This window comes from Mycobacterium kyorinense, from assembly GCF_002101735.1.
GTDB classification, from domain to species: domain Bacteria; phylum Actinomycetota; class Actinomycetes; order Mycobacteriales; family Mycobacteriaceae; genus Mycobacterium; species Mycobacterium kyorinense.
In genome coordinates, this window is record NZ_LQPE01000172.1 from 86,701 (window position 1) to 101,540 (window position 14,840).

Consider the following 14,840-nt stretch of genomic DNA (forward strand, 5'->3'; position numbering starts at 1 on the left):
GTTTCTACAGGCTGGCGTTGAGTGCCTTGATCGGCATCTGCAGATCGTCGAGCAATTCCAGGTCCGCCTCGGCAGGGCGGCCCAGCGTGGTCAGGTAGTTGCCGACGATCACGGCGTTGATCCCGCCCAAGATGCCCTGCTTTGCACCCAGGTCACCCAGCGTGATCTCGCGGCCACCGGCGAAGCGAAGCATGGTGCGGGGCAAGGCCAGCCGGAACGCGGCCACCGCCTTGAGCGCCTCGCTGGCCGGCAGCACCTCCAGGTCACCGAACGGGGTGCCCGGGCGCGGGTTCAGGAAATTCAGCGGCACCTCGTCGGGACTCAGCTCGGCCAGGTTGGCGGCGAATTCCGCGCGCTGCTCAAGGGTCTCGCCCATGCCGAGGATGCCGCCGCAGCAGACCTCCATCCCGGCGTCACGGACCATCGACAACGTTTCCCAGCGCTCCTCCCAGGTGTGGGTGGTGACGACGTTGGGGAAGAACGAGCGGGCTGTCTCCAGGTTGTGGTTGTAACGATGCACACCCATCGCCGAGAGCCGCTCCACCTGCGCTTGGGTCAGCATGCCCAGCGAGCAGGCGATCTGGATGTCGACCTCGTCGCGGATCGCCTCGATGCCCGCCGCGACCTGGGCCAGCAACCGCTCGTCGGGCCCGCGCACCGCGGCCACGATGCAGAACTCGGTGGCTCCCGTCTTGGCGGTCTGCTTGGCCGCCTCCACCAGGCTGGGGATGTCAAGCCAGGCGCTGCGCACCGGCGAGGCGAACAGCCCCGACTGCGAACAGAAGTGGCAGTCCTCAGGACAGCCGCCGGTTTTGAGGCTGATGATGCCCTCGACCTCGACCTCGGGCCCGCACCAAGCCATCCGCACCTCGTGGGCGAGCGACAGCAGTTCCTCGAGGCGGTCGTCGGGCAACTGCAGAACCCGCAGCACCTGGTCCTGGTCCAGTCCCTCGCCGCGCTCCAACACCTGCCGCCGGGCGACGGCCAGGATGTCCGTGCTGTCGGTGTCGGTGCTGGTCCGAGTCGCTGCCTGCGTCACGTGGTGCTCCCTCCTTGAACGGTGTTCAGGTTAGGGTAACGGCGTGCAACTGCACAAACCGGACATCGTCGAAGCGGCCGCCGCGATCCTGGACCAATACGGGATCGCCGATCTGACCATGCGCCGGCTCGCGCGCGAACTCGGCATCACCCCGGGAGCGCTGTACTGGCATTTCCCCAGCAAACAAGAGCTGCTCGGGGCCGTCGCCGACCGGGTATTGCAGCCGACCGGCACCGACACCGGCCCGGACACCGCCTGGCCGGTGCGGGTGCGCACGATCTGCTCACGCCTGCGCGACGCCCTGCTCTCGCACAGCGACGGGGCCGAGCTGGTCTCGGCGAGCTTCGCCGCAGGACAATCCCGAGCAGTCACCCAGATCGTGACGTCGCTGGCCCAGGCGACCGCCGAAGCCGGACTGCCCCCGGACCAGTCCGAGCTGGCGGCCCGCACCATCGTTTACTACGTATTGGGCGCCACCGTCGACGAGCAATCCCGCATGCAGTGGGACGCCGCGGGCGCCATACCCGACGCGCAGTCGGTGATCGCGCCGTCCGCCGCCCCCGGCAGCGGATTCCACTTCGGGCTCCAGTTGCTCATCGACGGCATAGCAGCCCAATCGGCGCACCCGCGTCAGCCGGGCCGGGTGCGGCTGTCGGGGTAGCCTCAGTGGTAGCGGACATGAACACCTTCAGCACGGCGCACGTCGACTATGTGGCGCACCACTATCTACTGCTGGCGCTGCCGGCGTTCTTGCCGGCGGTGATCGTGGCCGCGGTCGTTCTGTACGTGGCACTGCGGGACCGGCGCAGCGCCGCCCAAGGCGAGCGCGCGCCGGTCGACGGCAAGCGGGATTGAGCGCGCTCCACAACGAATTCAGCCGAAGTTTGAACTCACCACCGATCGGCAACCTACTGTGAAGTAAGTTGACGCTCCGATCGGATCTCCCGGCCCGGGAGGGGGATAACTGTGGGACCAGCGGTTGTTGCGGAAGCCCCGGCACGTGGTGCCGGGTTGAACCAGGTCATCGGTCTGTCGATCGCCGCCGCCTTGATAGCCCTGCTGATGCTGTGGGTCGGCTATGCGCACCGCACGCACCGGATCGGCTGGCTGGGCCGCATTTCGGACCGGTTGGCAGACAAATTCAACCGGCCGTCGTGGGTGGCGCTGCCGGTCCTGGTGTTCACCACGTCGATCATCTGTGCGCTGTTCGGGTTCATCTGGGACGTCAGCTGGCACATCGGCAACGGACGCGATCCCGGCCCGCTGGCCAACCCCGCCCACTACTTCATCGTGATCGGCCTGTTCGGCATCTTCCTGGCCGGCGCCATCGCGGTCGTCCTCCCGTTCGACAAACCCGGTCCGGCGGCCGTGCGCATCACCCGCGACTGGTATGCACCCGTCGGAGGCGTCTTGATGGCCGGCTGCGGGCTGTACGCGCTGATCGGCTTCCCGCTCGACGACATCTGGCATCGCATCTTCGGCCAAGACGTAACACTATGGGGCCCAACCCATCTGATGATGATCGGCGGCGCCGGATTCTCGCTGTTCGCGGTGTTGATGCTGGAGTATGAAGGCGGACGGGTGTTGCCGGACACGCCGGCCGAAGGCACCTACGCGCGAGAAGAGCGCCCGCTGATCAAATTCCTGCGGTATTTGTCGTTCGGCGGGTTGTTGATCGGGATGTCGGTGTGGCAGATCGAGTTCGACTTCGGTGTGCCGCAGTTCCGGTTGGCGTTTCAACCGATGCTGATCGCCGCGGCGGCAGCGGTCGGTACCGTGGCCGCGCGGTTGACCATGGGCCGCGGCGCGGCGATCATCGCGGCGCTGTTCGCCATTGCGCTGCGCGGTGCGGTGGCGCTGCTGGTCGGCCCGATTTTGGGGGCGCCCATCAACTGGTTCCCGCTATATCTGGGCCCGGCGGTGATCGTCGAATTGCTGGCTCTCACACCGCTTCTGCGGCGGCCACTGCTGTTCGGCGCCGTCGGCGGCTTGGCGGTGGCCACGATCGGGCTGTGGCTGGAGTCGCTGTGGATCGGCGCGGTGTATCACTACCCCTGGCCGGTCAGCCTGTGGGGCCAAGCCCTGGCGATGGCGGTGCCGGTGGCGGTGCTGACCGGACTGTGCGGGGCGATGCTGGGCATGGTGCTGACGGGTCAACGCCTGCCGGGGCGGCCCGTCGGCATTGCGGTGGTGGCGCTGACCGTACTGGTGATCGGCGGTGCGGTGGCCAACGGGCTGCATATCCGGGTGCCCAAACAAGACACGGCGACGATCACCCTGACCGATCTGCCCAGCCCGCCCGGGCAACGCATGGTGGCCGCCGACGTGCAGACCAACCCCCCGAACTTGGTTGGCGACCATCCGGATTGGGTGACGATCCTGTCCTGGCAGGGCCGCATGCAACACCACCGCGGCTTGTACATCGACCGGCTGAACAAAGTCGGACCGGGCCACTACACCACCACCCAGCCCGTCCCGGTGTGGGGCAGCTGGAAAACCCTGCTGCGCATGCAAGACGGCTACACGATGACCGCGGTGCCGATCTACGCCCCGGCCGACGACGCCATCCCCGCACCCGAAATTCCGGCGCTGGGCTCGAGCACCCGCCCGTTCGTGCTCGAGGTGTCGATCCTGCAGCGCGAACGCGACCCCAATGTGCCGGCCTGGCTGTTCACCGCCGGCAGCATCGTGGTGTTGCTGTTCACCCTGATGGTCATCTCAGCGCTGACCTGGGGCGCCGGGCGCATCAACGCCGCCGACACCGCCCCGACCCAACCCGGAGAAGCAGCAGTCGACCGCTCCCCACCACAAGCCGCGTGATGGGGTCGATGAGGATACGCAGCGCGCTGATCACCGTTGCTGCAGTCCCGATCTGCGGTCTCGTCGGGTGCGGCGGTTCACCGGACAAGGGCGCGTCGGCCAACGCGCTGGTCGTCGACGTCACCATCGCCCACGGTCACGTCACCCCGGCTAACGCGACGCTGCAGGCGAAGGTCCACCAGCCGATCACGTTCCGGGTCAGCAGCGACGCCGCCGACGAGCTGCACGTGCACTCGGTGCCGGACCACAGGTTCGAAGTTGCGGCCGCACCAAACCAGACCTTCCAGTTCAGCGTCGACGTTCCGGGCAACGTCGACGTCGAGCTGCATCACCTGGACCGGACGATCGCGACGATCCAAGTGCGGCCGTGACGTCGGTCCTGGCGCACGGCCTGGGCGGCTCGAGCGACCTGCCGGTCCCGTATGCCTATGCGATGATCGGCGCCGCCTGGGCGTTGACGTTCACCTTCGCGTTGGCCGCGTTCGCCTGGCGCAAGCCGAGATTCGATCCGGACAAGCCCGGACACCCGTTGCCGGAAGTGGTCACCGCGCTGGTGGACGCCCGGTCGACCCGCGCGTTGGCGGCGGCAGCGGCGCTGCTGTTTACCGCGTGGGTGGTGATGGCCGGGCTGTGGGGGCCACAAAACCCGAACAACGCACTGCTCGGGGTGTTCTATGTGCTGCTGTGGGTCGGCTTGGTGGCGGCTTCGCTGCTGTTCGGTCCGGTGTGGCGGGTGATCTCGCCGGTGCGCACGCTCTATCTGCTGCTGCGGCGCGCCACGCCGGAACGGCTCAGCCGACCGCGGCTGTCCTATCCCGAAAGCTGGGGCTACCGGCCCGCCGCGGCGGGGTTGTTCGCGTTCGTCTGGATGGAATTGGCGAGCCCCAACCCGGCGTCGCTGCCGTGGGTCCGCTGGTGGCTGCTGACCTACGCCGTGGTGTTGCTCGGCGGGGCCTGGCTGTGCGGGCAGCGGTGGCTGGCGCGGGTCGACCCGTTCGGGGTGTACAGCATGGCGGTGTCACGGCTTTCGCCGTTTCGCCGAAACGCGGTGTCCGGGCAGATCGTGATCGGCAACCCGTTCGACCATCTGCCGTCGCTGCCGGTTCGGCCGGGAGTGGTCGCCATGGTGGCGGTGCTGCTGGGGTCGACCGCGTTCGACAGCTACTCGGCGTCGCCGACGTGGCGCAATTTCGCCGACCGGCTCGCGCCCACCGTGCCGTCGCCGGCGCTGCGAACCATCGGACTTCTGGTGTCCATTTGCGTTGTGGCGCTGACGTTTTCGTTGGCTGCGCGGGCGACCGGCGGGGTGGACCGCGACCAGCGTCGCGCTCTGCCCGGGCAGATGGCGCACTCGCTGATCCCGATCGTGGTGGGCTACATCTTCGCCCACTACCTGTCGTATCTCGTCGAGCGCGGCCAGCAGGCCGTCTTCGCGCTGGCCGATCCGCTGGGCCGGGGCTGGAACTTGTTGGGACTGGCCCATTTACACGTTGCGTATGTGTTGTCGATGCATCCGTCGGTGCTGGCCGCGGTCAAGGTGACCTGCGTGGTGACCGGCCACATCGTGGCGGTGATCGCGGCCCATGACAAGGCGTTGAGGTTGCTGCCCGCCGGCCATCAGCTCACCGGCCAGCTCACCATGATGCTGGTCATGGTCGGCTACACGTTCACCGGGTTGTATCTACTGTTCGGCGGATAGCAGGTATTCGGTACGCGTGTTGCCGTCCCAGCGGCGCAGCCCGACGAAGCTGCCGTCCAGCTGCGCCGGGCGTCCCGCGATGCGCAGCGCCCGGCCCAGTTGATGTCCGCCCACCCGGCGGGCCAGCGTGGTGTGCGCGGTCCACTGGCCGGGCAGGCAGTTGGGCATGGGCGCCGGCGTCATGTACGGAAGGCAGCGCCGGTACACCTCCGCATGCAGCGCTAGCAGGTCGGCCGTCGGCACCACGAGCCGCGTCAGAATGGCGCTGCTCTTGCCGAACAGCAGCGACGCCCCGACGGTGCAGGGCAGCGGGAGCCGCTGCGCGGCGGGTTCCAGCAGCGCGTCGACGTCCGGCGCAATGTGGTCGGCCACGACCAGCGTCACGTGCGGACGCGACGCCGGTGCCTGGCTGGGTATCCCGGCGGCGGCCAAGCTTTCCCAGATCCGGCGGATGGCCGTCTCGCTGTCGGGGTCGAAGACCAGCTCGATCGAATGAACCATCAGCCGACCAGTGACGTCACCCAGTCAGCGTCGAACGCCTTCGCGCTCATGGCGGAGAATTCCGCGGGCGTCATCGCCCCTGCCCGTTCGGGCAGCGCGGCCCGCACCGGCGCCAGCCGCTCCAGCGCTTGCCGGTTCGACGTCTCCACCACGCCGGGCTGTGCTGGCCAGCTGCCGACCACCAACCCTGCACACGAAAGTCCTTGTGTGCTTAGGGCTTCCAAGGTGAGCGCGGTGTGGTTGAGGGTGCCCAGCTCAGCGGTGGCCACCACCAGCACCGCCGCACCCAGGCCAATAGCGATGTCGCGCAACGTGATTCCGTCCTGCGCCAGCTCGACCAGTAAGCCGCCCGCACCTTCGACGAGGGTCAAGCGGCCTTCCCGGTCGATGCCGCGGACCAGTTCTGTCACGTCGTCACGGGTGGGCAGGATCGTCCCGGCCTGCTCGGCAGCAGCCAGCGGTGCCATCGGCTGCGGATAGCGCGCCAGTCCAAACGCTTTGGTGACTCCGGACAACCGGGTTACCTCGGCGAGGTCGTCGTCGCCGGCGGCGGTGCCGGTCTGCACGGGTTTGCACACCGTGACGTCGACGCCGTGCTGCCGGGCGTGGCTGGCCAGCGCGGCGGTGGCGACCGTCTTGCCGACCCCGGTGCCTGTTCCGGTGACGACGAGAACGGTCAACGGCCTGACAGCACGTCGGTGAGCACGCGGCGGGCCAAGTCGAGCTCGTCGGCGTCCAGCGAGGCGCGCGCCGTCAGCCGCAGCCGCGAGGTGCCGGCGGGCACCGTCGGCGGCCGGAAGCAGCCGACCCGCACCCCCGCGTCCAGGCAGGCGGTGGCGGCGGCCAGCGCCACCTCGGGGTCGCCGAGGATCACCGAGACGACGGCCGATCCCCCGCAAGCGGGAGGTGCCCCCACCGGCACGGCAGAATTGCAGATCTGCGCCAGCGTGCGCGCGTGCTGCAGCACCGCTTTGGGCCGCCACGGCTCGGCGCCCAGCACCCGCAGCGCCGCCAGTGCCGCGCCCACCGCTGCGGGCGCCAGCCCGGTGTCGAAGATGAACGGCCGGGCGGCGTCGATCAGGTGGTCACGCACGGCGGTCGAGCCGAGTACCGCACCGCCCTGGCTGCCGAGCGCCTTGGACAGCGTCGTCGTCATCACGACGTCCGGCGCGCCGGCCAGCCCGAGCTCGTGCAGCAGCCCGCGGCCGCCGTCGCCGCGCACCCCCAGGCCGTGCGCCTCGTCGACGATCAGCAGCGCGCGATGCCGGCGGCAGGCCTCGTGCAGCTGCCGCAACGGTGCCAGCGCGCCGTCGGCAGAAAACACCGAGTCGGTGACGACGACGGCGCGCTCCTCGTCGCGCGCCGCCAACGCCGCCTCGACGGCGTCGACATCGCGGTGGCCGGTGACGACCACCCGGGCCCGCGACAGCCGGCACGCGTCGACCAGCGACGCGTGCGAGTAGGCGTCGGACACCAGCAACGATCCCGGACCGGACAGCCCGACGACCGCGCCGAGGTTGGCGGTGTAGCCCGACGAGAACACCAAACCCGCTGCGGCGCCGACGAATTCGGCGAGCGCGGCCTCGAATTCCTGGTGCAGCTCGGTGTCGCCGGTGACCAGCCGCGACCCCGTCGCGCCGGTCCCCCAGGTGCGCAGCGCGTCCACGCCACCCTCGATGACGGCGGGATGCTGCGATAGGCCCAGATAGTCGTTGGACGCCAAGTCGAGCTCGGTGGCCACCGGCGGGCGCGGCCGCAGCGAGCGCCGCAACCCCGCCGCGCGGCGCTGCTGTTCCACCGCCTCCAGCCAGGCCAGCGGCGACACGTCGATCTGCGTCATTGGCTAAGAGCCTACGAGGCGGGCGACGTCGACCATGGCGGAGGTGACCTGCGCGATCTCGGCGGGTGTGCAGATGAACGGTGGCATGGCGTAGATCAGGTTGCGGAACGGCCGCAGCCATACCCCGCGGTCCAGCGCCGCGGGGGTGGCCACGGCCAGGTCGACCGGTCGGTCGCATTCGATGACGCCGATGGCGCCGCATACCCGCACATCGGTCACGGCGGGCAACCCGCGGGCGGGTTCCAGGCCGGTGGTCAGCGCGCCGCTGATCCCGGCAACCGTGGTCTGCCAGTCCTGCCCGAGCAGCAGTTCCACGCTGGCCACCGATACCGCGCAGGCCAGCGGGTTGGCCATGAACGTCGGCCCGTGCATCAAAGCACCGGCCGTCCCGGAGCTGATCGTGTGCGCGATTTCGGTGGTGCACAGCGTGGCCGCCAGGCTCAGGTAGCCGCCGGTCAGCGCCTTGCCGACGCACATGATGTCGGGGTTGACCCCGGCGTGGTCGGCGGCGAACAACTCGCCGGTGCGCCCGAAGCCGGTGGCGATCTCGTCGAAAACAAGCAACACCCCGTACCGGGTGCAGATCTCGCGCAGGTCGGTCAGGTAGCGCGGGTCGTGAAAACGCATCCCGCCGGCGCCCTGCACGACGGGTTCGACGACCACCGCGGCCAGCTCGGCGGCATGCTCGGCCAGTTGCGCCTCGAACGCGGCGCTGTAGTCCGGGTCGTAGTCGCGGGGCACCTGCGGGGCGAACACTTGCGGGGCCAGCACTGAAGTTTCGCCGGAGGCCCATAGCTTGTGCATGCCGCCGTCGGGGTCGCAAATGCTCATCGGGGTGAAGGTGTCGCCGTGGTAGCCGCCACGCCAGGTCATCAGCCGGCGTTTGGCGTACTCGCCGCGGCTGCGCCAGTACTGCAGCGCCATCTTGACCGCGACCTCCACCGACACCGATCCGGAGTCGGAAAAGAACACAGTCTCCAGCCCCGCGGGCGTCAGGTCGACCAGCAGCTGCGCCAGCCGGGCGGCGGGCTCGTGGGTCAGCCCGCCGAACATGACGTGGTTCATCGTGTCGAGCTGGGCGGCCAGCGCCTTGTCCAGCACAGGGTGGCCGTGGCCGTGGATCGCGGTCCACCAGGAGCTCATCGCATCCAGCGCTTCGACCGGCCCCTCGTTGCGGATCAGCGTCAACCACGCGCCGTGGGCGCCGACCGCAACCACGGGCGCGACGGCTTCCGCGCCGATGGTGCTGTAGGGATGCCACAGATGGGCAGCGTCGATCGCGCTGATCTGGGACGGGGTCAACGCAGGCATGGAGACTGAGGTTAGGTCGCCGGGCGGCTAAGCTCCAGCGCCATGGCCGCCGAGGAGGACCAACCGCCGAGGCCCCGGGTTCGTCTGGCCGTCTGGGACCTGATCTGCACCGCCGTGATATGGGTGGTCGTCGTGGTCGTGGCCGCCACGACGGGTTTGCCTTCGGTGCTGTTCGGCTTCCTCGCCGACGTGTGTCCCGCCGACAGCTGCCCACCGGTGCCGTTCGGGATCGACCAATGGATCTACCCGGTGGTGTGGGGCGGTATCGGCGCGGCGGCGGCCGCGGCGGTGATCGGCCCGTTGGTATCCCTGGTGAAGGGCTGGTACCTGTTCTTCTGGCCGCTGCTGGCGGTCGCGATCGTCATGCTCAGCTCACTGGCCGGCGCGGCGATAACCGCCTTCAGCCAACCCTATTGGCACTGACGGGAGTGAGAGCCAAATCACAACGGGCCGCGCGAGATTCGGCTTTCGCTGACACGCGGTCACCGTTGGGTCACGGTCCGACAAATTTCTCCTCGCCGGCTTAGCCGACGCCTCCGCCGCCGGTACTCTCTGTTACAAGAGTGACTCAAGTGGCTGCTGTGAATGCAGCGGTCGAGAGGGGTGGAATCCCATGAAACGCGTCTACGCCGTCGCGGCCGGACTGGCGGTGTTGGCGGCCCCCGCGGTCGTCAACCCCGGCGTCGCGGCCGCCGACCAGCGAACGGGGTATGGACAACCCATCGACATCGTGATCCAGCGCGCCCTGTCCCAGCGCGGAGTGCCGTATGTCTACGGCGGCGGCAACGCTTCCGGGCCCACCAACGGCGTCCGCCAGAGCGGAAACACCGTCCCGGGTATCAGCACGGTGCCCCGGGCCGGCACCTACCCGGGCACCCCCACCCTGCCGGGTGCTGCGACCGTCCCCAACACGGGCACCGTCGGGTTCGACGCCTCCGGTCTGGTCCAATACGCCTTCGCCGGCGCCGGAATCAAGATGCCGCGGACCTCCGGCCAGCAATGCAACGTCGGGCGCAAGGTCCCGCCCGCGCAAGCCCGGCGCGGCGACCTGATCTGCTACGGCCCCGGCGGCAGCCAGAGCGTCGCGATCTACCTGGGCAACGGCCAGATGATCGAAGCGACCGAGCCCGCCGTCACGGTCTCGGCCGCACGTACCAGCAACATGACGCCGTACCTGACCCGGATCATCGAGTAACCCGAGCTACGAGCGCGCCGGGGACGGTCGACAGGTTAGGTAAATTGACTGTCGATCATGATTGCCCTGTCCCCGACCCGCCCGGCGCCCGCGGCCCGTTCGGATCCTGCACCGGTCGCGATGGGGAACCGCAAGACAGGCTTCTACCGCCACGATCTCGACGGCCTGCGCGGCATCGCGATCGCGTTGGTCGCGATGTTCCACGTCTGGTTCGGGCGGGTCTCCGGCGGCGTCGACGTGTTCCTCGCACTGTCCGGATTCTTCTTCGGCGGCAAGGTGCTTCGCACCGCGCTCAACCCCGCGTCGTCGCTCTCGCTGCTGCCCGAAGTGACCCGGCTGGTGCGCCGCCTGCTGCCGGCGCTGGTGGTGGTGCTGGCCGGCTGTGCGGTGCTGACGATCCTGGTGCAGCCGCAGACCCGCTGGGAAACCTTCGCCAACCAGAGCCTGGCCAGCCTGGGCTACTACCAGAACTGGGAGCTGGCCCACACCGTGGCCGACTACCTGCGTGCGGGCGAGGCGGTCAGCCCGCTGCAGCACATCTGGTCGATGTCTGTGCAGGGCCAGTTCTACATCGCATTTCTGGCGCTGGTCTTCGGCGTGGCGTACGTGTGCCGGCGTCGCTTCGGCCAGCGCCTGCGGACCACGTTCATCGTGGTGCTGAGCGCGTTGACGGCGGCGTCGTTCGTGTTCGCGATCTTCGCGCACCAGGCCAATCAGGCTACCGCCTACTACAACAGCTTCGCCCGGGGCTGGGAGCTGCTGCTGGGGGCGCTGGCCGGCGCGCTGGTCCCCTACATCCGCTGGCCGATGTGGCTGCGCACGCTGGTCGCGACCGTCGCGCTGGCGGCGATCGTGTCCTGCGGTGCGCTCATCGACGGCGTCCGGGAATTCCCCGGGCCGTGGACACTGGTCCCGGTCGGCGCGACGGTGCTGTTCATCCTGGCCGGGGCCAACCGGCAGGCCGATCCCGGCACCCGCGACCGGCTGCCACTGCCTAACCGCATGCTGGCCGCGGGGCCCCTGGTGACGCTTGGAGCGATGGCCTATTCGCTGTACCTGTGGCACTGGCCGCTGCTGATCTTCTGGCTGTCCTATACGGGCCACCGGCGGGCCAACTTCATCGAGGGCAGCGCGGTGTTGCTGATCTCCGGCGTGCTGGCCTACCTGACCCTGCGGCATGTCGAGGATCCGCTGCGGTACAGGGCGCCGGCCAACCCCGCGCCGCAGCCGGTGATTCCGTGGCGGCAGCGGCTGCGCCGGCCGACGATCGCGCTGGGTTCGGTGGTGGCGCTGCTGGGCGTCACGCTCACCGCCACATCGTTCACCTGGCGCGAGCATGTCACCGTGCAGCGCGCCGACGGCAAGGAGCTCAGCGGGCTCAGTGCACGCGACTACCCGGGGGCACGGGCGCTGGTCAAGCACGTGCGGGTGCCCAAGCTGCGGATGCGACCGACGGTGTTGGAAGCCGAGAAGGACCTGCCCCCGTCGACCCGGGACGGCTGCATCAGTGACTTCAACAACCCCGCGCTGATCAACTGCACCTACGGCGACCACGACGCCACCCGCACCATCGCACTGGCCGGCGGGTCGCACGCCGAACACTGGCTCACCGCACTCGATCTGCTGGGGCGCATGCACCACTTCAAGGTGGTGACCTACCTGAAGATGGGCTGCCCGCTGTCCACCGAGGAAGTCCCGTTGATCATGGGCAACAACGAGGCGTATCCGCAGTGCCACGAGTGGGTACAAAAGACCATGGCCAAGGTGATCGCGGACCGTCCCGACTACGTGTTCACCACGTCCACCCGGCCGTGGAACATCAAACCCGGCGACGTGATGCCGGCAACCTACATCGGCATCTGGCAGGCGTTCTCCGACAACAACATTCCGGTACTGGCCATGCGGGACACGCCGTGGCTGGTCAAAGACGGCAACCCTTTCCAGCCGGCTGACTGCCTGGCCAAGGGCGGCAACGCGCAGTCGTGCGGAATCAAGCGCTCCGAGGTGCTGTCCGACCACAACCCGACCCTCGATTTCGTCGGGCAGTTCCCGCTACTGAAGCCACTGGACATGAGCGACGCGATCTGCCGGGCCGACATGTGCCGCGCGGTCGAGGGAAACGTGCTGATATACCACGACGCTCACCATTTGTCCGCCACTTACATGCGAACGCTGGCGGGCGAACTCGGCCGGCAGATCGCTGCGGCGACCGGCTGGTGGTGACCCATCTGCGGCACGGATAGGTTTAACGGATGGCATCGAATGGCTCAGCCCTGCAATCGGACAGCGTGCCGACCCTGACCACGGTATGGCCGGGCAACAGCTATCCGCTCGGCGCCACCTACGACGGCGGCGGAACGAACTTCGCGTTGTTCTCCGAGGTCGCCGAAAAGGTCGAGCTGTGCCTGATCGACGACGACGACGGCGCCGAGACCCGCGTCAACCTCGAAGAGGTCGATGGATACGTGTGGCACGCCTACCTGCCGAACGTCGGGCCCGGTCAGCGCTACGGCTTTCGGGTACACGGACCGTTCGAGCCGGCCGCCGGTCATCGCTGCGACTCCAGCAAGCTGCTGCTCGACCCGTACGGCAAGGCGTTCGACGGGGACTTCACGTTCGGCCAGGCACTGTTTTCCTACGACATGGCCGCCGCCGCCAAGGATCCCGCCGACACCGGGACTCCCCCGAGGGTTGACTCGCTCGGCCACACGATGACCAGCGTGGTGATCAACCCGTATTTCGACTGGGCCTCGGACCGGGCACCGCGCACTCCCTACAACGAAACGATCATCTACGAGGCGCACGTGAAGGGGATGACGCAGACCCATCCCGGTATCCCCGAAGAACTGCGCGGCACCTACGCCGGCCTGGCTCATCCGGCGATCATCGAGCACCTCAAGTCGCTGAATGTCACTGCGATCGAGCTGATGCCGGTGCACCAGTTCCTGCACGACCACCGGCTGGTCGAGCTGGGGTTGCGAAACTACTGGGGCTACAACACATTCGGCTTCTTCGCCCCGCACAACCAGTACGCGGCGAACGGACAGGCCGGCGCGGCGGTGGCCGAATTCAAAACCATGGTCCGCACCTTCCACGAGGCCGGCATCGAGGTGATCCTCGACGTCGTGTACAACCACACCGCCGAAGGCAACCACCTCGGTCCGACGATCAACTTCCGCGGCATCGACAACGCCGCGTATTACCGGTTGGAAGACGACGACCTGAGGTTCTACAAGGATTTCACCGGCACCGGCAACAGTCTCAACGCCCGTAACCCGCACACCCTGCAGCTGATCATGGACTCGCTGCGGTACTGGGTGACCGAGATGCACGTCGACGGGTTCCGCTTCGATTTGGCCTCCACGCTGGCCCGCGAGTTCTACGACGTCGACCGATTGAGCGCGTTCTTCGATCTGGTGCAGCAGGACCCGGTGGTCAGCCAGGTCAAGCTGATCGCCGAGCCGTGGGACGTCGGCGAGGGCGGTTACCAGGTCGGCAACTTCCCAGGTTTGTGGACCGAGTGGAACGGGAAATATCGCGACACCGTGCGTGACTACTGGCGGGGCGAGCCCGCAACTCTGGGTGAGTTCGCGTCCCGGCTGACCGGGTCGTCGGACCTCTATGAAGCAACCGGGCGGCGGCCGTCCGCCAGCATCAACTTCGTCGTCGCCCACGACGGGTTCACGCTGAACGACCTGGTGTCCTACAACGAGAAACACAACGAGGCCAACGGCGAGGACAACCGCGACGGGGAAAGCTACAACCGGTCGTGGAACTGCGGGGTCGAGGGACCCACCGACGACCCGGACATCCTGGCACTGCGGGCCCGGCAGATGCGCAACATCATGGCCACCCTGATGGTGTCGCAGGGCACGCCGATGGTCGCGCACGGCGACGAGATGGGCCGCACCCAGCAGGGCAACAACAACGTCTACTGCCAGGACTCCGAATTGTCTTGGATGGACTGGTCATTGGCGGACAAGAACGCCGACCTGCTGGCGTTCACCCGCAAAGTGACGGGCCTGCGCGCAGAGCATCCGGTGTTTCGCCGCCGCCGGTTCTTCGCCGGCCAACCGATCCGCCGCGGGGAGGAGGTCCGCGACATCGCCTGGCTGACACCGGCCGGCCAGGAGATGACGCCCGAAGACTGGGACAGCGACTTCGGCAGGGGCATCGCGGTGTTCCTCAACGGCGACGCGATCCCCGAACCCGACCGCCGCGGCGAGCGAATTGTCGACGACTCGTTTTTGTTGTGTTTCAACGCGCATGACCACGAAGTCGACTTCGTCATGCCTGCCGACGACTACGCCCGCGAGTGGACGGCGGTGCTCGACACCACCGATCCCACCGGGGACGTGGAACTGGTGGTCCACGACGGCGACGAGATCTCGCTGCCGGCCCGCGCTCTGCTCGTTTTGCGTAAGACGTTGTAACG

14 protein-coding genes are annotated in these 14,840 nt (G+C 68.2%); 9 read left to right on the top strand and 5 right to left on the bottom strand.

Going from position 1 to position 14,840, the window contains the following annotated elements:
* Positions 1 to 4: 4 nt before the first annotated feature.
* Positions 5 to 1,039, bottom strand: a complete 1,035-nt coding sequence (gene bioB, locus AWC14_RS26320; protein WP_045379273.1) for a biotin synthase BioB — start codon at positions 1,037 to 1,039, stop codon at positions 5 to 7.
* Between the two features lie 43 nt (positions 1,040 to 1,082).
* On the opposite strand from bioB, the gene AWC14_RS26325 reads away from it, so the two are divergent.
* The 5 genes from AWC14_RS26325 (at position 1,083) to AWC14_RS26340 (ending at position 5,558) form a co-directional block, all read left to right on the top strand.
* The gene (locus AWC14_RS26325) at positions 1,083 to 1,700 is read left to right on the top strand and encodes a TetR family transcriptional regulator (protein ID WP_045379276.1); all 618 of its coding nucleotides are present in this window, start codon (positions 1,083 to 1,085) and stop codon (positions 1,698 to 1,700) included.
* Positions 1,701 to 1,717: 17 nt separating this feature from the next.
* Entirely contained in the window at positions 1,718 to 1,894 is a 177-nt protein-coding gene (locus tag AWC14_RS29080) for a hypothetical protein (protein ID WP_162835657.1), read from the top strand.
* Between the two features lie 156 nt (positions 1,895 to 2,050).
* The gene (locus AWC14_RS26330) at positions 2,051 to 3,859 is read left to right on the top strand and encodes a hypothetical protein (RefSeq protein ID WP_045379280.1); all 1,809 of its coding nucleotides are present in this window, start codon (positions 2,051 to 2,053) and stop codon (positions 3,857 to 3,859) included.
* Between the two features lie 8 nt (positions 3,860 to 3,867).
* On the top strand, positions 3,868 to 4,230 hold the full coding sequence (locus AWC14_RS26335; RefSeq protein WP_045379395.1) for a hypothetical protein: 363 nt from the start codon (positions 3,868 to 3,870) through the stop codon (positions 4,228 to 4,230).
* Positions 4,227 to 5,558: a hypothetical protein gene (locus AWC14_RS26340; RefSeq protein WP_045379283.1), complete on the top strand. Its 1,332-nt coding sequence runs from the start codon at positions 4,227 to 4,229 to the stop codon at positions 5,556 to 5,558. Before AWC14_RS26335 ends, AWC14_RS26340 begins: the two co-directional genes overlap by 4 nt.
* Here AWC14_RS26340 and AWC14_RS26345 read toward each other — a convergent pair.
* The 4 genes from AWC14_RS26345 to AWC14_RS26360 are packed head-to-tail and all read right to left on the bottom strand — an operon-like array spanning position 5,541 to position 9,210.
* On the bottom strand, positions 5,541 to 6,059 hold the full coding sequence (locus AWC14_RS26345) for a 2'-5' RNA ligase family protein (RefSeq protein ID WP_045379286.1): 519 nt from the start codon (positions 6,057 to 6,059) through the stop codon (positions 5,541 to 5,543). The genes AWC14_RS26340 and AWC14_RS26345 overlap by 18 nt on opposite strands.
* On the bottom strand, positions 6,059 to 6,739 hold the full coding sequence (gene bioD / locus AWC14_RS26350) for a dethiobiotin synthase (protein ID WP_045379288.1): 681 nt from the start codon (positions 6,737 to 6,739) through the stop codon (positions 6,059 to 6,061). The genes AWC14_RS26345 and bioD overlap by 1 nt, the downstream gene beginning before the upstream one ends.
* Positions 6,736 to 7,899 (bottom strand): 8-amino-7-oxononanoate synthase, encoded by a 1,164-nt coding sequence (locus tag AWC14_RS26355; RefSeq protein ID WP_045379291.1) that lies wholly within the window; start codon positions 7,897 to 7,899, stop codon positions 6,736 to 6,738. The genes bioD and AWC14_RS26355 overlap by 4 nt, the downstream gene beginning before the upstream one ends.
* Before the next feature lie 3 nt (positions 7,900 to 7,902).
* Entirely contained in the window at positions 7,903 to 9,210 is a 1,308-nt protein-coding gene (locus tag AWC14_RS26360) for an adenosylmethionine--8-amino-7-oxononanoate transaminase (RefSeq protein ID WP_045379294.1), read from the bottom strand.
* A 42-nt stretch (positions 9,211 to 9,252) separates the two neighbouring features.
* On the opposite strand from AWC14_RS26360, the gene AWC14_RS26365 reads away from it, so the two are divergent.
* The 4 genes from AWC14_RS26365 to glgX all read left to right on the top strand — a co-directional run bounded on the left by AWC14_RS26365 (position 9,253) and on the right by glgX (position 14,838).
* Entirely contained in the window at positions 9,253 to 9,633 is a 381-nt protein-coding gene (locus AWC14_RS26365; protein ID WP_045379297.1) for a hypothetical protein, read from the top strand.
* A gap of 190 nt (positions 9,634 to 9,823) precedes the next feature.
* Positions 9,824 to 10,405, top strand: coding sequence for an NlpC/P60 family peptidoglycan-binding protein RipD (ripD, locus tag AWC14_RS26370; protein WP_045379300.1), 582 nt, complete (start codon positions 9,824 to 9,826; stop codon positions 10,403 to 10,405).
* A gap of 57 nt (positions 10,406 to 10,462) precedes the next feature.
* Positions 10,463 to 12,628 (top strand): acyltransferase family protein, encoded by a 2,166-nt coding sequence (locus AWC14_RS26375; RefSeq protein WP_045379303.1) that lies wholly within the window; start codon positions 10,463 to 10,465, stop codon positions 12,626 to 12,628.
* A 29-nt stretch (positions 12,629 to 12,657) separates the two neighbouring features.
* Positions 12,658 to 14,838: a glycogen debranching protein GlgX gene (gene glgX / locus AWC14_RS26380; protein WP_045379306.1), complete on the top strand. Its 2,181-nt coding sequence runs from the start codon at positions 12,658 to 12,660 to the stop codon at positions 14,836 to 14,838.
* Positions 14,839 to 14,840: the final 2 nt, after the last annotated feature.

Coding starts and splice junctions, on each gene's coding strand:
- AWC14_RS29080 (WP_162835657.1), top strand. CDS start 1,718: ATGAACACCTTCAGCACGGCGCACGTCGACTATGTGGCGCACCACTAT.
- AWC14_RS26335 (WP_045379395.1), top strand. CDS start 3,868: ATGAGGATACGCAGCGCGCTGATCACCGTTGCTGCAGTCCCGATCTGC.
- AWC14_RS26345 (WP_045379286.1), bottom strand. CDS start 6,059: ATGGTTCATTCGATCGAGCTGGTCTTCGACCCCGACAGCGAGACGGCC.
- AWC14_RS26355 (WP_045379291.1), bottom strand. CDS start 7,899: ATGACGCAGATCGACGTGTCGCCGCTGGCCTGGCTGGAGGCGGTGGAA.
- AWC14_RS26360 (WP_045379294.1), bottom strand. CDS start 9,210: ATGCCTGCGTTGACCCCGTCCCAGATCAGCGCGATCGACGCTGCCCAT.
- AWC14_RS26365 (WP_045379297.1), top strand. CDS start 9,253: ATGGCCGCCGAGGAGGACCAACCGCCGAGGCCCCGGGTTCGTCTGGCC.
- ripD (WP_045379300.1), top strand. CDS start 9,824: ATGAAACGCGTCTACGCCGTCGCGGCCGGACTGGCGGTGTTGGCGGCC.
- AWC14_RS26375 (WP_045379303.1), top strand. CDS start 10,463: ATGATTGCCCTGTCCCCGACCCGCCCGGCGCCCGCGGCCCGTTCGGAT.
- glgX (WP_045379306.1), top strand. CDS start 12,658: ATGGCATCGAATGGCTCAGCCCTGCAATCGGACAGCGTGCCGACCCTG.